Origin of the sequence: Caenibius tardaugens NBRC 16725 (assembly GCF_003860345.1) — a bacterium.
GTDB lineage: Bacteria > Pseudomonadota > Alphaproteobacteria > Sphingomonadales > Sphingomonadaceae > Caenibius > Caenibius tardaugens.
The window spans coordinates 2,969,449-2,986,157 of record NZ_CP034179.1 but is presented as its reverse complement, the minus strand read 5'-3'; the positions used below and the strand labels follow the sequence as shown (position 1 = coordinate 2,986,157).

The window sequence follows — 16,709 nt, the reverse complement described above, 5'->3', positions numbered from 1 at the left end:
TAAGCGTATCGGGGCAAATTTGCAAGTGCTTTCACCGCGCTTGCGCACAGCTCTTTGACCTGAAGCCATTTGCCGCTAAGGCGGCGCCCCATGCGCTCCCTCGACGATATCCGCGACGAATACGAATTTCTCGAAGGCGATGAACGATATCGCCTTTTGATCGAACTGGGGCGCGAACTGGAACCGATGCCCGATGCGCTGAAGACCGACGCCACGCTGGTGCGCGGCTGTTCGGCGGCAGTATGGATCTACCCCACGCAAGATGGTGACCGACTCCATTTTCTAGCCGATTCGAATGCCGCCATCACCAAAGGCATCGTGGCACTGGTGCTGTCCGCAGTGCAGGATCGCCCCGCCGGCGAAGTCGCCGCAATGGATGTGATGGGCGCACTTGCCCCGTTCGATCTGAAGAATCAGCTTTCTTCCAATCGCACGCAGGGCGTCCCTAATATGATCGCGCTGATCCGCGACACCGCCGCACGCATCGCCGCAGACTGAAGCCGCAGACTGAAGCCGCAGACTGAAACTGCCCCAGCCGGATGGTCCAGCGGCCTGCTGCATCCGCATTCTCGCCCGCGACATAAACGCCTGCTTAACAGGCCCGCACTTGCGCGACACTTTAGTACAAAGCGCGACGCTCAACCGCTTTTTCCGGTGCTATTTCATGCTCATCGGCACCTCGCCGAACCAAGCAGCACTGCCCCCGCAGTGCAGAAGGAGTAGACCGATGCGCAAATTCATGATCGCCACCCCGCTGGCTCTCGCTGCCGCAGCCGTGCTGGCCACCCCGGCTTCGGCCGCCCCCGGTTTCACCAATGGACGGCAGGCTGCGCAGGAAATCCAGCAGCTCGAACGCCAGGTCGACCGCGCCGAGCAGCGCAACCAGATTTCCCGGCGCGAAGCCACCCAGCTCAACCGCCAGGTGGATCAGCTCGAAAAACTGCATGCGCGCTATGCCCGGGGCGGCTTCACCCGCACCGAACTGCGCTCGCTGGACAGCCGGATCAACACGGTAAAACAGCAATTGCGCTCCAGCCAGTCGGACCACCGCCCAGGCTGGAACGGCCACCGCCGCTAAGCCAAACCCCGAATCCGGTCTGAAACCGGTATGCCAACCCAAGAATAAAGCGATTCACCCCTTGTCTTGCGGGGTCCGCGCGCCTAGCTGCCAAGCCATGGCTAGCAGACCCCGCACCCTCTACGAGAAAATCTGGGATGCCCATGTCGTCGAAACACGCGATGACGGCACCTCGATCATCTATATCGACCGCCACCTCGTTCATGAGGTGACGAGCCCGCAGGCCTTTGAAGCCCTGCGCATGAGCGGCCGCAAGGTCCGCCGCCCCGAACTGACGCTGGCGGTGCCCGACCATAACGTGCCGACCACAGCCCGGCTCGATGCGGCAGGCAATCGCCTGCCTATCGCCGATCGGGAAAGCGCGCAGCAGCTCGCCGCGCTCGAACACAATGCCCCCGAATTCGGCGTGCGCTATATTGGCGCGACCGATCGCGAACAGGGCATCGTCCATGTAGTCGGCCCGGAACAGGCGTTTTCGCTGCCGGGTGCGACCATTGTCTGCGGCGACAGCCACACTGCCTGTCATGGCGGGATCGGTGCGCTGGCCTTCGGCATCGGCACATCCGAAGTCGAACACGTTCTGGCAACCCAGACCCTGCTGCTGAAGCGCTCCAAAACGATGGAAATCGTCGTCGATGGCGATCTCGGCCCGGCATCACGCCGAAGGATCTGATTCTGCACATCATCGGCGTGATCGGCACGGCGGGCGGCACCGGCCACGTGATCGAATATCGCGGCAAGGTGTTCGAGGAAATGAGCATCGAAGGCCGGCTGACCGTCTGCAACATGTCGATCGAAGGCGGCGCACGCGCGGGCCTGATCGCCCCTGATGACAAGACCTTCGCCTATCTCGAAGGCCGTCCTTATGCTCCCAAGGGCGCAGAGTGGGACAAGGCCGTTGCCTGGTGGAAAACGCTGCACACCGATGATAGCGCCACATTCGACAAGAGCGTGCGGATCAACGCCGCCGATGTCCAGCCGACGGTAACCTGGGGCACCAGCCCCGAAGACGTGGTGCCGATTGGCGGGGTCGTTCCCGCACCTGAAAGCTTTGCCGATCCGTCCAAGCAGGATGCCGCGCGCGCCAGTCTTGACTATATGGGGCTGGTACCGGGCCAGAAGCTGGCCGAAGTCGAAGTGCAGAATATCTTCATCGGCAGCTGCACAAACAGCCGCATCGAAGACCTGCGTGCCGCGGCGGCCGTGCTGAAAGGCCGCAAGAAGGCCAGCAACGTCAAATGGGCGATCGTGGTCCCCGGTTCCGGACTTGTGAAAGAGCAGGCGGAAGCGGAAGGTCTGGACAAGATCTTTATCGAAGCCGGGCTGGAATGGCGCGAACCAGGTTGTTCGGCCTGTCTCGGCATGAACCCGGACAAGGTGCCCGCCGGGGAACGCTGCGCATCGACCAGCAACCGCAATTTCGTGGGCCGTCAGGGCCCCGGCAGCCGCACACATCTGGTGTCGCCCGCCATGGCCGCTGCTGCGGCTGTCACCGGCAGGCTGACCGATGTCCGCGAATTGATGGGGTAAGGCGATGACCAAGAAGATCGACAAGAACTGGGCCGGTCCGGCGGCGCTTGCCGGGGCTGCGATTGGTTCGGCGGCTATTGCCGCAGCCTTGCTTTTCTCCAAGTCCCGCAAGGACAAGGCGAAAACGGAACCCAAGCCGCAACCGCAGGCGCCCTCGGGCGAAAAGCCGGAGACCGATTGATGGATCCCGTGAACGAAGTCGGCGGCCGGGCGATCCCGTTCGGGCGCAAGAATGTCGATACCGACATTATCATCCCGGCGCATTGGCTGAAGACGATCAGCCGCGAAGGGCTGGGGCGCGGGGCATTTGAAGCCCTGCGTCAGGACCCTGCCAATATCTTCGATCAGGACGAATTCAAAGGCGCACCGATCCTGATTGCGGGCGATAACTTCGGATGCGGTTCCAGCCGTGAACATGCGGCATGGGCTTTGCTCGATCTGGGCATCAAGGCCGTGATCGCACCAAGTTTCTCCGACATCTTTTCCGGCAATGCGTTCAAGAACGGCATTCTCACCGTGGTCCTGCCGCAGGAACAGGTCGACCGCCTGCTTGAAGTGGCGCAGACGGAAACTGTGACGATCGATCTCGAAACGCAGACGGTCACCACCCCGTTTCAGGACCGGTTTTCGTTCGAAATCGATCCGTTTCGCAAGCACTGCCTGCTGAACGGGCTTGACGAAGTTGGCCTGACACTGGCCAAGAATGATGCCATTTCCGGTTACGAAGCGCGCCAGGCTGTTGATTTGCCGTGGTTTGCCAAAGGCACCGGGCTGGCCGCCTGATTTCACGCGCTCCGGCGCACCGATCCACTTCCAGTGAACTGATACGAGGGAACGCCATGACTGACTTCAATGACCGCGAACGCGCAGAAGAAGCCAAGTTCGCGATGGATGAAGAAACCGCATTCCGCGTTGCGGCCCGCCGCAATCGCCTGCTCGGCCAGTGGGCCGCAGCCAAGATGGGCCTGACCGCGGAAGAAACCGATGCCTATGCCAAGTCGGTTGTGCAGGCCGATTTCGAGGAAGCGGGCGACGAAGACGTCATTCGCAAGCTGCTGGGCGATCTCACCGGGGCCGGCATCGACATCGACGAAGCTGCCGTGCGCACCGCATTGGAAGAAAAGTCGGTCGAAGCCCGTCGCCAGTTGATGAGCTAAGCGGAAACGAAAGGACCAGCACCATGCCGATGGCGGCAGACGACATAGCGGCGATGATCAAGGCCGCCCTGCCCGACGCCGACGTCGAGATCACTGATCTTGCCGGCGACGGGGACCATTATGCTGCCCGCGTGACCTCTGCCGCATTTGTCGGCAAGAACCGTGTGCAGCAGCACAAGATGGTTTACGAAGCGCTTGGCGGCAACATGGGCGGCACACTCCACGCCTTGCAACTGACGACCGCCGTCCCCAACTGAGTGGGGCACGGCCATTCGCAGGCCACCCCAACGCTCCACAACAGGGCTATGACCATGTCTGACACCAATTCCCGCATTGCCGATATCGTCAACTCAAACGATGTCGTCCTGTTCATGAAGGGCACCCCGCTCTTTCCGCAATGCGGCTTTTCCAGCCGTGCGGTCGCCATTCTGGAACATTGCGGTGTCGAATTCGCCAGCGTGGATGTGCTGCAGGACATGGACATCCGCCAAGCCATCAAATCCTATTCGGATTGGCCGACCATTCCCCAGCTCTATGTAAAGGGTGAATTCGTGGGCGGCAGCGACATCATGATGGAAATGTTCGAAGCCGGCGAATTGCAGCAATTGCTGCAGGATCAACAAGTCACCAACTGATCCCTGCAATTTCAACGAATTATAAAGGGCCTGTTGCCATAAGGGCAGCGGGCCTTTTTCGTATATGCAGCCGAAGCTTTCGGGGGGCTGTATCGGGGCTTCGGGGAGGCAGGGCCCAGGAGAAGGCCCCGCCTCATATCGAAGATAGATACGTGTAATACTATGCATGTACCGTGCCAGTTCCAACCGGGCACGCATTACCAATGCCTATAATGGTAAACATTTCTAAACTATAGTCGGATGTGTAAACTATTCCGACGGATTCACCGGTACCCTCTTGGCAAGCTGGTCGCCCACGCTCATTGACACAGAATGACACTCGAAAACTCCATCGGGCGGCCGCCCCATGCACGCCCCGCTGCCACCGTCGTCGTGTTTCGCCGCGCCCCGGATGGAGGGGCATCCCAGATCCTGATGTTGATCCGGTCGAAGCAGTTGTCGTTCGTGGGCGGCGCGGCTGTATTCCCTGGTGGGAAAGTCGATCCCGAAGACCGGGAACTGGCAGCCACACTTCCGGGATTGCCCAACGGGGACATGGATCTCGAAGAGGCCGCCCATCGCATTACCGCCATTCGCGAAACGCTGGAAGAAGCAGGGCTGGCGATCGGGCTGGCGCAGAAAATCAGCGCGGAAGATGCCAGTGCTGCCCGGGCCATGCTGCACGAAGGCCAACCCTTGAACGCCGTTCTGGCGCGCTTCGGATGGACACTGGCGCTCGACACCCTGGTGCCCTTCGCCCGTTGGCTGCCCCATTTCAAACGCGGGCCGATTTTCGACACGCGCTTCTATCTGGCCGATCTGGGCACTGGTGCGGTCGATATCGCGGTCGATGGCACGGAGAATACCCACCTGTTCTGGACCACCGCCAGCGATGCCCTGACCATGGCAAAGGCTGGCGAAATTCAGGCGATTTTCCCCACACGCCGCAATCTTGAACGTCTCGCACAGTTTGACGATTTCGCCGCAACCCGCGCCCATGCGGAATCGGTCCCCGTCCGGACTGTCACCCCCTGGATCGCGGAAGAGAACGGCGAACGTATTCTGCGCATACAGGAAAATCATGGTTATCCTGTGTGTTGGGGCAAGTTGTCGGAAGCTGCTGGTTAACCTGCGACGGCGCATAACGGCCATTTTGCGCGGCCGGTGTTACACTTTTCGACAAAATCCCGCGCGCCCGGCACAGTTCTGCGACAGAGCGGGGATATTCTGCCTTCACAGTTGGCCAGACAATGTGGAGCGCCGCAGATGAACAGTATCGTATTTGCCCTCGCTCTCGCACAGGCGATGTTTGGTTTTGCCCCTGCGACAAGCCTTCCGCAGGCTTCGCCACCCGCTCTGGTGGTGCAAGGCGCTGAACAGCCCCTTTTTCTCGGCCGCATGGTTGTGCGCGCCAGCCCCCTGCCCGACGATATGGCGGCCCATCCCGCAGGCCAGAGCCACCGCACGGAACGGGTGGGCCTACGCCCCTAACCCATTCCGTGTGCCCAACCCCTCAGAACCGGATACTGATCCTGCCGGTTACGCCGTACTGGGTGGCGTCCGATGCAGGCACGCCGGTATCCGCGATCAGCGCCGCCTTGGCCGACGCGTGGATTTCTCCGGTAAGCTGGATGAAGGCACCGCGGATCATCGCCGGATCATCGCCGGATCATCGGGCATCACGGCAATCGCATCGAACACCGGGTTGGCCGCCATAATCCCGATATGCGCCACAGCCCCGCCTTCGATTGTGAGATCGCCATTGACCGTGATCGTGCCGATCAATGGCGGCGCAGAACCACCCCCTGCTATCGATCCACCTGACCTATCGGATGCCTGAAACGCGTGCCGCAACCCCAAAAGGGCCTGTCATTTCCTGCACCGTTGAAAAATTGGCGCGCCCTACAGGAGTCGAACCTGTGGCCTCAAGATTAGAAGTCTCGTGCTCTATCCAGCTGAGCTAAGGGCGCGCGCGCAGAAATGCGGGCTTTCCGTTAGTTGCCATGGCCCATCCCGTCAAACCAAATCGGGAACGGATAGGAAACAGGAAACGCGCCCGAACAGGCGGCGACAAAAGACGCCAGCGCACTCGGGCCAGGCGCCCGGTGCTTTTCATGGCGCGGCCCCGGCAGGAACGCGAATGCGGCCTTTGCGGTGGCGATTGACAGTCTTGTTCCATTCACCCTGCCTGTCCCCTCAACACACCGCATCTTCATTAACCGCAACCTATTCAAACAGTTCAGTTTCAGCACAGCATGAAAGTCGCACACTCCCCGGGCTCAGCGAATAGGGAGAGCAGCTATGAAACTTGTTGGCATCGCGATGGCGTTGTCCCTGGCGTTTGGCGGAACGGCCATGGCCCATGACACGAATTACCGTCACAGCCATGAATACAGCCGCTATCAGTCGGGTACGCAGCTTGCCTATCGGGACAATGATCGGCGCTATAATGATCGCAGGCATGATCGACGATATGACGATCGACGCTACGATCGCAGGTCCGATCATCGCTACGAGCGGCGGTACGAGCGACCCCGCCATTGGCGTCATTCCAACAGCCGCTGGGACCGCCATGTGCGCGCCTGCTACCGCAAATACCGGCACTATGATCCGCGAACGGATCGTTATCTGTCCCGCTCCGGTTACTGGAAGCGGTGTCGCGCATAATGCGGCAGGCGAACATGGGCAGCCGGGTCATTATGGCCCGGCTGACCGCCTTCTGCACCCAAGCAATCGCGCAAAGCGCCCGCGCAACAAGGCGCAACTGGCCTGTCGCCTGCACCTATCCCGCGCCTTCCCTCTGAGCCGCGCGGTGCGGCCCGTTTGACCGCGCCTGCGATAGCGCGCTTTTCCTGCGCGACAAATCGCTATAGGCACATGCGCCATGGAGCAGGAACCGAAACGCATCGAAGGTCTGGCCAGCGCACGCAGGCAGTTCCGCTATTACGATATCGTGATGGCCGGCTTTGTCGCAATCCTGCTGCTGTCCAACATTATCGGCGCATCGAAGCCCAGCTTCATCACCCTGCCCAATGGCGTGGAATGGTCATTCGGCGCGGGCGTCCTGTTCTTTCCCATCAGCTACATCATTGGCGATGTCCTGACCGAGGTCTATGGCTATGCCCATGCCCGGCGCGTGATCTGGACGGGTTTCGCCGCGCTCCTGTTCATGGCGTTCATGGCCTGGGTGGTGGTTTCGCTGCCCCCGGCGAAAGGCTGGCCCGGACAGGAAGCCTACGAATTCGTATTCGGCAACAGCTGGCGCATCGTCGCCGCCTCGATGCTGGCATTCTGGGCGGGCGAATTCGCCAATTCCTATGTGCTGGCGCGTATGAAGCTGTGGACCGGGGGCAAGCACCTCTGGACGCGCACGATCGGCTCCACTGTGGTCGGTCAGGGGCTCGACAGCCTGATCTTCTATCCTCTCGCCTTTTATGGGCTGGCGGGCTGGCCTCCGGAACAGCTTATGCAGGTGGTCGTGTCGCAATGGCTGATCAAGACCGGCTGGGAAGCGGTGTTGACCCCGGTAACCTATGTCGTGGTCGGCTGGCTGAAGCGCCGCGAAGGGGTCGATGTGTTTGACAGCGACACCGATTTTTCCCCATTCGCTTCCACGCGTTGAGCGTGACAGCACAATGGCGCTCGACCGCATAACCCTGTCGCATTTCCGCAATCATGAAGAGAGCAGGCTGGATGGGAGCGCACGCTTCAATCTGCTGATCGGTGAAAACGGCGCGGGCAAGACCAATGTCCTCGAAGCTTTGTCGCTTTTCGCGCCCGGCCGCGGGCTGCGCCGCGCCCCGCTGGTCGATATGGCCATGAAACCCGCCCCCGGCACAGATCAGGCCAGCGAGATTGGCGGGTTCGCCGTCAGCGCCTCGCTGGATTGCGGGGATGGTCGCGATCCCGTTCGCCTCGGCACGGGCGCGCGCGGCGACAAACCCGGCCGGCGTCTGGTTCAGATCAACGGAGCTGACAGCAGCGCGATGGCCCTGGGCGAATGGCTGGCGATCAGTTGGCTAACGCCTGCCATGGATGGCCTGTTTACCGACAGCGCAGGGGTGCGCAGGCGCTATCTCGACCGCCTCACTCTGGCGCTCGACCCCGGCCATGCGCAGCGTGCGACGCGCTATGAAACCGCCTTGCGGGAACGCAACCGCCTGCTTGATGGCGATGCCGATCCCGATCCGGCATGGATGGACGCCATCGAGGCCCAACTGGCGGAACACGGTGCCGCGCTTTGTGCAGGCCGCGTCATGCTGGTCGAACGGCTCAATCAGGCGCTGGAAACCTTGCCTGACCAGCCGTTTGCCCGGCCCGTGCTGTCCTATGTCAGTGGTGGACCGACGAACGAAGCCGGTCTGGCCGACGACCTGCGTCGCAATCGCCAGCGCGACAGAGCCGCCCGGCGCACGTTAAGCGGCCCCCACCGCGATGAGCTGAATGTTGCCATGGCCGGCAAAGGACTGCCCGCTTCTGCCTGTTCCACGGGCGAGCAGAAGGCCATGCTGATTGCGATCACGCTGGCCCATGCCCATCTCGCCGCACGCGGGCGGCCCGGCATCCTGTTGCTGGATGAAGTCGCTGCCCATCTCGACCCGATCCGGCGCGGGGCCCTGTTTGACCGGTTGGGCGACACCGGCACGCAAGTCTGGATGACGGGGACGGAAATGCCTCCGTTCGAGGCCATCCGGGATGAAGCCGCCATCTGGTATGTCAACGGCGGTGCCGTGCAGAGGGCCGCCTAGGCCCCCTGCATGTTGTCTCACGCGAAAACGCTGACCTGGGCCGGATCCTTGGGATCGGGGCCGAAACGGTTCGGCCCGGGGGTGCCAGGCAAGAACATGAACACGAGATAGGCGATGGAAATAAGCGGGCCGATAAACGGGATCATGCCGCCAACCATGGCGCCCAGATACCACCAGCCCGAAAGATCGCGATCATGCAACCGGCGCACACTGACCGCGATCGAAGGGATGAAAAACGCCCCAAGCCAGACCAGCACCCCGATCCCGATAAGCGCATAAAACAGGCTGAAGCCCGTACTTTCCATCGCACCCAGATTGCCGGTCAGGTAACCAATCCCGACGATGAGCAGTACGAGCGCAAGCATCGCCAGCACGCTGAACAGCGCGAACATCCAGTATTCCATGCGCCGCGAACGCCCGTTGAAGTCGGCATAACGCTTGAGCGGCAAGATCATCCATTCCATGCGCAAACTCTTCCACTATCAGTTAGATGATTGTAAATACGCATAATTTTGGAAGGCCAGCAAACAAAAAGGAGGCCGAAGCCCCCTTTTCGATAGTCGGTTCCTGATCGTGTGGACAGCGGGGCCAACCCCCATCCTGCCCACAGATCAGGCCGGTCCATGCAACGGAGAGGGCACGACACCCTCTCCATCGCAGATCATGTCATGCAAACACTTCGGGATTGGCACCGCCCTTCGGATCAGGACCAAACCGATTCGGCCCACGTGTTCCTTCAAGACACATGAAAACCAGCACGGCCAGACCGCCGAGGAACGGAATCAGGGCAAGCAATACGAACCAGCCCGACTTGTCCTGATCGTGAAAACGACGAACCTGAACGGCAATGCTCGGCACCAGGATGCCCAGCAGGAACAGGGTCGTCAGCGGGCCGTAAACACCGCCCACCATTCCAGAAAGTCCCACGATGCCTTCGATGATGGACAGCACGATGGCCGCGATGAACACCCCAAGCACGAACATCCAGTATTCCTTGCGGCGCGAACGCCCGCTGAAGTCGGCATAGCGCTTGAGCGGTAACAACATCCATTCCATGATCGTTCCCCCTTTCCTCAATGAGACAACAGAGAAGCGGAGGGGATCATAAATTTCCGATGACAGCAATAAAAAAGGGGGCATATGCCGCCCCCTTTTCCACATTACATATTGATTTTGTTACCATTTGAAGCGCGCGCCGACCCCGTAGGTGCGCGGCTGGTTAAGATAGCCCGACACAGCAAGAGGCTGCGCCACGGAATCGAACACGCGGTTGAAATACCGATCGTTCAGCAGATTGCGGCCCCAGACCGACAATTCGAGCCCGTTTTCCATGGCGAAGGTGAGCGACGCATCCACTTCATCGACCTGCCGTTTGAACTTGCTCGCCGCTTCGATTGCCGGGGCATAACTGACCACATTGCCAGCGGCATCGCGCTTGATGAAACCGGGCAGGCCTTCCACGGCCCACGCCGTGGATTCATAGTGATAGGAACCGCGCAGGATCAGATGATTCCCGCTGCCCAGGTCCTGATCCCACTGTGCGCTGAACGTGGTCGACCATTCGGGGATTTCCGGCGGACGACGCCCTGACTGGTCCCCAACCGCAGATGCGATGAAGCTGTTGTACTTCGGATCGAGCCAGGTGATGGACACGCCCAGAGTCAGCGGCGGGATCGGCCGTGCCGTCCCCTCGAATTCCACACCATATGTCGACTGCTTGCCCGCATTCGACAGCGCAAACCCGGTGCCCAGGAAGATATTGGACTGGAAGCCCTTGATCTCCTGATAGAACACCGCAAGGTTTGCGGAATAGTTTCGCCAACTGCCCTTGGCCCCCAGTTCGAAGACCTTGGACTTTTCCGGATCGGCCAGACGCGTGCCATAATGCAGATTCGACACCAGTTCCCCGGCGCTGGCCAATGCGCCGGCCAGCGATGCCGGCGGACGACTGTCGCGGGAAAGATTGATCGAACTGGCCTTGAAACCGGTGGCATAGCTTGCATAGAGATTGACGTGATCCGTCGCATCATAGGCAAGCCGCAGCGTATAACTGAAATTGTCGTCGTTGGTTTTCCCGTCTTCCACCGCGTTGGGAACGTTCACGAAAGGCGGGAACAGCTGGAATGTGCGCAATGGCCCCAACGGATTGGCAAGCGGATTGTTCATCCGCGCCGCAGCGAAGGCTGCGGCCGTTTCCTCGCTCAACCCGTTGCCCAGCGCGCCCTGATACAACAGTTGGTACCGCAGGGGTGCGTATTGCGGGGCATCGAAATTGATTGCCGAGAACGTGTCATGTGACGTGACATCGGTGGCGAATTTCTTCTTGTCCCTGGTGTAGTTGCCCCCGACAGTCAGTGTCAGCCGGTCGGTCAGTTCCACATCGAACTGCCCGAAAATCGACAGCGACTGGCTCTTCAGCGACAAATCGATGTTCTGGCCGGTCGTATCGGTGAAGAACGTGCCCAGATACTTGTTCGGCGCCCCTTCGAGCGCGCCGAACGCGCCTTCCAGCGCCCCGACATTGAGCGCCCCGCCCGAATTACCCCGGATCAGCAGGTCCGCATAAGTGCGGAACTGATCGTCGAGGTACAATTCGCCATGCTGGCGGAATTTTTCGTTGAGGTAGAAGACCCCGAACAGGGCGCTGATACTGTCGGTCAGGTCACCCGCAACGCGAAATTCCTGACTGAAGCTGCGCAGATGTTTGTCTTCGAGATTGGTGGCGAGCAGGCGGGCGGACGTAAAATCCGAATCCTGATCGTTGATCGCGTTTGTCCGGCGGAATGCGGTGATCGAGGTCAGCTTGAACGGACCCGTATCGTAATCGACCTGGGCAGAGAATCCGTAGTTCTCGATCTTGTTGGTCGACGGCAGATTGCCATAGACCTTGTCGGCGAAAGGATGCGCCGGATCGCTCACTTTCCCGCCGATCAGCGGATGCTGCAACGCTCGCGTCGCATCCGAACTGAGCAGATTGACAACGCCGCAGCAGTTTTCGTCGATCTTGTCATAATCGCCGATCACGCGGATTTTCAGCTGATCATCGGGCTGGAACAGCATCTGGCCCCGCACGAACCAGCGATTGCGTTCGTTGGTGCGCGTATCAGAGCCGAGATCCTTGGCGAAACCGTCACGCTTGTTCACCCCGGCGGCGAGGCTGAAGGCCAGGCTTTCAGCCAGCGGCCCCGTGACATACCCTTTGAGCACTTTGGCATCGAAGTTTCCGTAGGACGCTTCCGCCGCCCCTCCGAACGTGAATTGCGGCTCACGGGTCACAATCGAGATAACGCCAGCCGAGGCATTCTTGCCGAAAAGCGTCGATTGCGGGCCGCGCAGCACCTCGACACGTTGAATATCAGGGAAATCGCCGATCTGCGACGCGGTACGCGAACGAAAAACGCCGTCAACGAACACCCCGACCGACGGCTCGACACCCACGTTGTTGGAGCCGTTACCGAACCCGCGAATGAAAAAGTTGGTTTGCTGCGAACCTTGCAGTTGCACCACGCGCAAAGAGGGCACGACACTGACCAGATCGCTCACATCGCGAATATGCGCGCGTTCGATCGTTTCGGCGGTCGTCACACTCACCGCAACCGGCACATCCTGTAGTGTTTTTTCGCGCTTCGTCGCGGTTACGATAATCTCGTTACCTTCCGCCTCGGCAAGATCCGTTTCAGCCGCCTGCTGCGCCTGCGCAAACCCGGGCATCAGCAACGCAGTCGCACCGGCCCCTGTCAGAATCAGCGTGCGAACGGAGCGCCTCTCCACTACTTCGCGTACCGTCATTCTTTGTCCCTCATCTTGTCGTGGTCCGCCCAGACAACGTCTCTGATGGCCACCCTTTTATCTGGGGCGACGACACGCGATCCGGCGGATCAACGTGCAATCTGCAACAAGATAGTAATTATTCCGTTAACTATGCAATTGATCGCCGCAAGGCAGGATATTTGCATAATCGGGTGCGGCATTCGGAACACGCTTGCCGCAGGGGCACAACTGGTATAGGGGGCGCGCCACTCGCGGGTGCAACATGCTTGCGCATGATCGGTCCCGCCCCCAACAACCGAAAGCACCGAGCACGCATGTCCGTAGAGAACCTGCGCAATATCGCGATCATCGCACACGTCGACCATGGCAAGACCACGCTTGTCGACCAGTTGTTCCGTCAATCCGGCACTTTCCGCGACAACCAGCGGGTCGAGGAACGGGCCATGGATTCCAACGATCTGGAAAAGGAACGCGGGATTACCATTCTCGCGAAGCCGACCTCGATCGTGTGGAACGGAAACCGCATCAACATCATCGACACCCCCGGCCACGCTGACTTCGGCGCCGAGGTGGAACGCATCCTGTCCATGGTGGACGGGGTCATCCTGCTGGTCGACAGCGCCGAAGGCGCGATGCCGCAGACGAAATTCGTCACCGGCAAGGCGCTGGCCCTGGGCCTGCGTCCGATTGTCGTCGTCAACAAGATCGACCGCCCCGATGGCCGCCCGCAGGAAGTGCTCGACGAAGTGTTCGACCTTTTCGTCAGCCTCGACGCCAAGGACGACCAGCTCGATTTCCCCGTGCTCTATGCTTCGGGCCGCAATGGCTACGCCAGCACCGATCAGGAAGCGCGCGAAGGCTCGCTGGAACCGCTGTTCGAAAAGATCATCGAACACGTGCCCGCACCGGGTCTCGACGCGTCCGGCCCGTTCAGCTTCCTCGCAACGCTGCTCGATCGTGACAATTTCATGGGCCGCGTGCTGACCGGCCGGGTCCAGTCCGGCACGGTAAATCTCAACGATCCCATTCACGCGCTCGATTCGGAAGGCAAAGTGATCGAGGTTGGTCGTGCGACCAAGCTGATGTCCTTCCGCGGGCTCGAACGCGTTCCGGTGGAAAGCGCGCAGGCTGGCGATATCATCGCGATGGCAGGGCTGGAAAAGGCGACTGTGGCCAACACCATTGCCGACCCGTCGGTGCGCGAACCGATCGCTGCACAACCGATCGATCCGCCGACACTGGCCATGCGCTTTGCCGTGAACGACAGCCCGCTGGCTGGCCGCGAAGGCGACAAGGTGACCAGCCGCATGATCCGCGACCGCCTGCAGCGCGAAGCGGAAACCAACGTTGCTATCCGCGTCACAGAATCTGCTGATCGTGACAGCTTCGAAGTGGCAGGCCGCGGCGAATTGCAGTTGGGCGTGGTGATTGAAACCATGCGTCGCGAAGGCTTCGAACTGGGCATTTCCCGCCCCCGCGTGATCTTCGGCGAAGAAAACGGCAAGCGTACCGAACCGTTCGAAACCGTCGTGATCGACGTGGACGACGAACACTCCGGCACCGTCGTTGAAAAAATGCAGCGCCGCAAAGCCGAACTGACCGACATGCGTCCGTCCGGCGCGGGCAAGACCCGCATCACCTTCTCCGCTCCGTCGCGCGGGCTCATCGGCTATCACGGTGAATTCCTGTCCGACACGCGCGGCACCGGCATCATGAACCGCCTGTTCGAAAAGTATGGTCCCCACAAGGGTGCGATCGAAGGCCGTGCAAACGGTGTTCTGATTTCGAACTCCACCGGCGATGCCGTCGGCTATGCGCTGAACGCGCTGGAAGAACGCGGCATCCTGTTCGTGAAACCGCAGGACAAGGTTTACGAAGGCATGGTCATTGGCGAAAACGCCAAGCCTGACGATCTCGAAGTCAATCCGCTGAAGAGCAAGCAGTTGACCAACTTCCGTTCGACCGGCAAGGACGATGCCATTCGCCTCACCCCGCCGACCATCATGAGCCTGGAACAGGCCATCGCCTATATCGACGACGATGAAATGGTGGAAGTCACGCCGCAGTCGATCCGTCTGCGCAAGGCCATTCTCTGCCCGCACGAACGCAAGAAAGCGAAGCGGAAAGAAGCCGCCTGATCGCGTAAACGCGAAACGGTTAGCGAACCGCTGCCGTTGAACCTGCTTCCCGCAACACCGGACAGCGCCTGTCGCCCCGGTGTTGCGGCGCAGGCGCGCCTAATCGTCGATCGCGAAGCCGATTTTCAGCGTAACCTGATATTCGATTTCGCCACTGTCGTGCACGAACCCGCGCGCTGCCGTCACTTCAAACCAGCGCACATGGCGCACCGTTTCGCGGGCCCGCGCCAGTGCGGCCTTGACCGCACCGTCGATGCCCTCGCCTGACGTCCCTACGATTTCGAGCAGTTTGAAGACGTGGTGTTCCATTGCAGGCTCCTCTGCCGGTTCTCCCCGTCCACGCAGGAGGCTAACCCGCGACAGGCTGCCTCACAAGAGGTAATGCCCGATGCCGTGCCAACCGAACCAGCCAGAGAAGCCCGGCCGTGCTTTTTCGTCCCCAGCCCGATACCGCTAGCCCCTCGCCAAGCGGCAATTGCGCGACTATGGGCCAGATCGTGACAGAGATTTCCCAACTCCGGATTGCCCTGTTCAGCGGAAACTACAACTATGTCCGCGATGGGGCGAACCAGGCGCTTAACCGATTGGTCGATTACCTGCTGCGTCAGGGTGCGCAGGTGCGCGTCTATGCGCCGGTGGTGGAAAACCCGGCATTCGAGGCCACAGGCACGCTGATCGGCATCCCCTCGATGGCTATTCCCCGGCGCAAGGAATACCGCTTCCCGCTCGGTCTTTCGAACGCCGCGCGGCGCGATCTCGAAGCCTTCGCCCCCAATGTCCTGCATGTCTCCTCACCCGACGTAACGGCGCACCGCGCGGTCGGCTGGGCGCGCCAACGCGGCATTCCCATCCTTGCCTCCGTCCACACCCGGTTCGAAACCTACATGCGGTACTACGGGCTTGGCTTCACCGAACCACTGCTCGAAGCGATCATGCGCCGCTTCTATCGCCGCTGCGACGCCGTTGTCGCCCCTTCGGAAAGCATGGCGCAGGTTCTGCGCGAACAGCGCATGGGCTTTGACATCTCGATCTGGTCCCGTGGGGTGGATCGCGACATCTTCCAACCCGCCAAGCGCGATTCCGCCTGGCGTCAGTCCTTCGGCATTGCCGATAACGATGTGGTTATCGGCTTTCTCGGCCGTCTGGTCATGGAAAAGGGGCTGGACGTCTTTTCCGACACGATGGACGAACTGCGGCGGGCCAATGTGCCGCACAAGATCCTCATCGTCGGCGACGGTCCGGCACGGGGCTGGCTGGAAAACCGTCTGCCGGGCACAGCCTTTGCCGGGTTCCAGAGCGGCGCCGATCTCGGCCGCGCGGTCGCCAGCATGGATGTGCTGTTCAACCCGTCCGTCACCGAAACCTTCGGCAATGTCACACTGGAAGCCATGGCATGCGGCCTTCCCGTGGTTGCCGCTGCGGCAACGGGCAGCGAAAGCCTGGTGGCCGACAGCGTGTCTGGACGGCTGATCCGGCCCGGTGCCATCCATAATTTCGCCGAAGCACTGCGCACCTATATCGAAAACCCGGAACTGCGCCGCGCCCATGGGCAAGCGGGCGAAACGCGCAGCCAGGAATTCGACTGGGATCGCATCAATCACACGGTCGCGGAAACCTATCTCCGCCTTGTCCGGCAGAAATCCCCCAACAACTGACAGGTCCCACTGATCGGC

Annotated in this window: 20 protein-coding genes, 1 tRNA gene and 1 pseudogene; 15 read left to right on the top strand and 7 right to left on the bottom strand. The window is 60.7% G+C overall.

What is annotated here, in order from left to right; genetic code table 11:
- The first annotated feature begins 90 nt into the window (after positions 1-90).
- The 10 genes and pseudogenes from EGO55_RS14040 to EGO55_RS14000 all read left to right on the top strand — a co-directional run bounded on the left by EGO55_RS14040 (position 91) and on the right by EGO55_RS14000 (position 5,870).
- Positions 91-498 (top strand): SufE family protein, encoded by a 408-nt coding sequence (locus EGO55_RS14040; RefSeq protein WP_021688753.1) that lies wholly within the window; start codon positions 91-93, stop codon positions 496-498.
- A 229-nt stretch (positions 499-727) separates the two neighbouring features.
- On the top strand, positions 728-1,078 hold the full coding sequence (locus tag EGO55_RS14035; protein ID WP_021688754.1) for a hypothetical protein: 351 nt from the start codon (positions 728-730) through the stop codon (positions 1,076-1,078).
- Between the two features lie 97 nt (positions 1,079-1,175).
- A pseudogene (gene leuC, locus EGO55_RS14030) lies at positions 1,176-2,608 on the top strand (3-isopropylmalate dehydratase large subunit).
- 4 nt (positions 2,609-2,612) lie between these two features.
- On the top strand, positions 2,613-2,789 hold the full coding sequence (locus EGO55_RS20690; RefSeq protein WP_021688756.1) for a hypothetical protein: 177 nt from the start codon (positions 2,613-2,615) through the stop codon (positions 2,787-2,789).
- Positions 2,789-3,391 (top strand): 3-isopropylmalate dehydratase small subunit, encoded by a 603-nt coding sequence (gene leuD, locus EGO55_RS14025; protein ID WP_021688757.1) that lies wholly within the window; start codon positions 2,789-2,791, stop codon positions 3,389-3,391. The genes EGO55_RS20690 and leuD overlap by 1 nt, the downstream gene beginning before the upstream one ends.
- Before the next feature lie 56 nt (positions 3,392-3,447).
- Entirely contained in the window at positions 3,448-3,765 is a 318-nt protein-coding gene (locus tag EGO55_RS14020; protein WP_021688758.1) for a DUF1476 domain-containing protein, read from the top strand.
- 23 nt (positions 3,766-3,788) lie between these two features.
- The gene (locus EGO55_RS14015) at positions 3,789-4,022 is read left to right on the top strand and encodes a BolA/IbaG family iron-sulfur metabolism protein (protein ID WP_021688759.1); all 234 of its coding nucleotides are present in this window, start codon (positions 3,789-3,791) and stop codon (positions 4,020-4,022) included.
- Between the two features lie 54 nt (positions 4,023-4,076).
- Positions 4,077-4,400 (top strand): Grx4 family monothiol glutaredoxin, encoded by a 324-nt coding sequence (gene grxD, locus EGO55_RS14010; RefSeq protein WP_040714684.1) that lies wholly within the window; start codon positions 4,077-4,079, stop codon positions 4,398-4,400.
- 312 nt (positions 4,401-4,712) lie between these two features.
- Positions 4,713-5,507: an NUDIX hydrolase gene (locus EGO55_RS14005; protein WP_021688761.1), complete on the top strand. Its 795-nt coding sequence runs from the start codon at positions 4,713-4,715 to the stop codon at positions 5,505-5,507.
- A 138-nt stretch (positions 5,508-5,645) separates the two neighbouring features.
- Entirely contained in the window at positions 5,646-5,870 is a 225-nt protein-coding gene (locus tag EGO55_RS14000) for a hypothetical protein (RefSeq protein ID WP_021688762.1), read from the top strand.
- Between the two features lie 22 nt (positions 5,871-5,892).
- On the opposite strand, the gene EGO55_RS20600 is transcribed toward EGO55_RS14000, so the two are convergent.
- The 3 genes from EGO55_RS20600 to EGO55_RS13995 all read right to left on the bottom strand — a co-directional run bounded on the left by EGO55_RS20600 (position 5,893) and on the right by EGO55_RS13995 (position 6,349).
- The gene (locus EGO55_RS20600; protein ID WP_156915560.1) at positions 5,893-6,030 is read right to left on the bottom strand and encodes a hypothetical protein; all 138 of its coding nucleotides are present in this window, start codon (positions 6,028-6,030) and stop codon (positions 5,893-5,895) included.
- Positions 6,027-6,164 (bottom strand): hypothetical protein, encoded by a 138-nt coding sequence (locus EGO55_RS20595; protein WP_156915561.1) that lies wholly within the window; start codon positions 6,162-6,164, stop codon positions 6,027-6,029. Before EGO55_RS20595 ends, EGO55_RS20600 begins: the two co-directional genes overlap by 4 nt.
- A gap of 108 nt (positions 6,165-6,272) precedes the next feature.
- A tRNA-Arg gene (locus EGO55_RS13995) sits at positions 6,273-6,349 on the bottom strand.
- Positions 6,350-6,680: 331 nt separating this feature from the next.
- Here EGO55_RS13995 and EGO55_RS13990 point away from each other — a divergent pair.
- The 3 genes from EGO55_RS13990 (at position 6,681) to recF (ending at position 9,127) form a co-directional block, all read left to right on the top strand.
- Complete coding sequence (locus EGO55_RS13990) at positions 6,681-7,046, top strand: BA14K family protein (protein WP_052023591.1); 366 nt, start codon at positions 6,681-6,683, stop codon at positions 7,044-7,046.
- A gap of 217 nt (positions 7,047-7,263) precedes the next feature.
- On the top strand, positions 7,264-8,001 hold the full coding sequence (locus EGO55_RS13985) for a queuosine precursor transporter (RefSeq protein ID WP_021688765.1): 738 nt from the start codon (positions 7,264-7,266) through the stop codon (positions 7,999-8,001).
- 13 nt (positions 8,002-8,014) lie between these two features.
- Complete coding sequence (gene recF, locus EGO55_RS13980) at positions 8,015-9,127, top strand: DNA replication/repair protein RecF (RefSeq protein ID WP_021688766.1); 1,113 nt, start codon at positions 8,015-8,017, stop codon at positions 9,125-9,127.
- Positions 9,128-9,144: 17 nt separating this feature from the next.
- On the opposite strand, the gene EGO55_RS13975 is transcribed toward recF, so the two are convergent.
- The 3 genes from EGO55_RS13975 to EGO55_RS13965 form a co-directional block, all read right to left on the bottom strand.
- On the bottom strand, positions 9,145-9,591 hold the full coding sequence (locus EGO55_RS13975) for a DUF805 domain-containing protein (RefSeq protein WP_021688767.1): 447 nt from the start codon (positions 9,589-9,591) through the stop codon (positions 9,145-9,147).
- A gap of 202 nt (positions 9,592-9,793) precedes the next feature.
- Positions 9,794-10,288, bottom strand: a complete 495-nt coding sequence (locus EGO55_RS13970) for a DUF805 domain-containing protein (RefSeq protein ID WP_235694104.1) — start codon at positions 10,286-10,288, stop codon at positions 9,794-9,796.
- A 15-nt stretch (positions 10,289-10,303) separates the two neighbouring features.
- A complete protein-coding gene (locus EGO55_RS13965) occupies positions 10,304-12,916 on the bottom strand; it encodes a TonB-dependent receptor (RefSeq protein ID WP_021688769.1) in 2,613 nt (870 codons plus the stop codon).
- Between the two features lie 296 nt (positions 12,917-13,212).
- Here EGO55_RS13965 and typA point away from each other — a divergent pair, with 296 nt between their 5' ends.
- A complete protein-coding gene (gene typA / locus EGO55_RS13960) occupies positions 13,213-15,036 on the top strand; it encodes a translational GTPase TypA (RefSeq protein ID WP_021688770.1) in 1,824 nt (607 codons plus the stop codon).
- A 99-nt stretch (positions 15,037-15,135) separates the two neighbouring features.
- Here the strand turns inward: typA and EGO55_RS13955 are convergent, their stop codons facing one another.
- Positions 15,136-15,345 carry a dodecin gene (locus EGO55_RS13955; RefSeq protein ID WP_021688771.1) on the bottom strand — a complete coding sequence of 70 codons (210 nt, stop codon included), beginning with the start codon at positions 15,343-15,345 and terminating at the stop codon, positions 15,136-15,138.
- 188 nt (positions 15,346-15,533) lie between these two features.
- Here EGO55_RS13955 and EGO55_RS13950 point away from each other — a divergent pair, with 188 nt between their 5' ends.
- Positions 15,534-16,691: a glycosyltransferase family 4 protein gene (locus EGO55_RS13950; protein ID WP_210766537.1), complete on the top strand. Its 1,158-nt coding sequence runs from the start codon at positions 15,534-15,536 to the stop codon at positions 16,689-16,691.
- Positions 16,692-16,709 lie beyond the last annotated feature (18 nt).

Excerpts from the sequence above, each read along its gene's own strand:
- EGO55_RS14040 (WP_021688753.1), top strand. The coding sequence starts at position 91 with ATGCGCTCCCTCGACGATATCCGCGACGAATACGAATTTCTCGAAGGC.
- EGO55_RS14035 (WP_021688754.1), top strand. The coding sequence starts at position 728 with ATGCGCAAATTCATGATCGCCACCCCGCTGGCTCTCGCTGCCGCAGCC.
- EGO55_RS20690 (WP_021688756.1), top strand. The coding sequence starts at position 2,613 with ATGACCAAGAAGATCGACAAGAACTGGGCCGGTCCGGCGGCGCTTGCC.
- leuD (WP_021688757.1), top strand. The coding sequence starts at position 2,789 with ATGGATCCCGTGAACGAAGTCGGCGGCCGGGCGATCCCGTTCGGGCGC.
- EGO55_RS14020 (WP_021688758.1), top strand. The coding sequence starts at position 3,448 with ATGACTGACTTCAATGACCGCGAACGCGCAGAAGAAGCCAAGTTCGCG.
- EGO55_RS14015 (WP_021688759.1), top strand. The coding sequence starts at position 3,789 with ATGCCGATGGCGGCAGACGACATAGCGGCGATGATCAAGGCCGCCCTG.
- grxD (WP_040714684.1), top strand. The coding sequence starts at position 4,077 with ATGTCTGACACCAATTCCCGCATTGCCGATATCGTCAACTCAAACGAT.
- EGO55_RS14005 (WP_021688761.1), top strand. The coding sequence starts at position 4,713 with ATGACACTCGAAAACTCCATCGGGCGGCCGCCCCATGCACGCCCCGCT.
- EGO55_RS14000 (WP_021688762.1), top strand. The coding sequence starts at position 5,646 with ATGAACAGTATCGTATTTGCCCTCGCTCTCGCACAGGCGATGTTTGGT.
- EGO55_RS20600 (WP_156915560.1), bottom strand. The coding sequence starts at position 6,030 with ATGATCCGCGGTGCCTTCATCCAGCTTACCGGAGAAATCCACGCGTCG.
- EGO55_RS13990 (WP_052023591.1), top strand. The coding sequence starts at position 6,681 with ATGAAACTTGTTGGCATCGCGATGGCGTTGTCCCTGGCGTTTGGCGGA.
- EGO55_RS13985 (WP_021688765.1), top strand. The coding sequence starts at position 7,264 with ATGGAGCAGGAACCGAAACGCATCGAAGGTCTGGCCAGCGCACGCAGG.
- recF (WP_021688766.1), top strand. The coding sequence starts at position 8,015 with ATGGCGCTCGACCGCATAACCCTGTCGCATTTCCGCAATCATGAAGAG.
- EGO55_RS13975 (WP_021688767.1), bottom strand. The coding sequence starts at position 9,591 with ATGGAATGGATGATCTTGCCGCTCAAGCGTTATGCCGACTTCAACGGG.
- EGO55_RS13970 (WP_235694104.1), bottom strand. The coding sequence starts at position 10,288 with ATGTGGAAAAGGGGGCGGCATATGCCCCCTTTTTTATTGCTGTCATCG.
- EGO55_RS13965 (WP_021688769.1), bottom strand. The coding sequence starts at position 12,916 with ATGACGGTACGCGAAGTAGTGGAGAGGCGCTCCGTTCGCACGCTGATT.
- typA (WP_021688770.1), top strand. The coding sequence starts at position 13,213 with ATGTCCGTAGAGAACCTGCGCAATATCGCGATCATCGCACACGTCGAC.
- EGO55_RS13955 (WP_021688771.1), bottom strand. The coding sequence starts at position 15,345 with ATGGAACACCACGTCTTCAAACTGCTCGAAATCGTAGGGACGTCAGGC.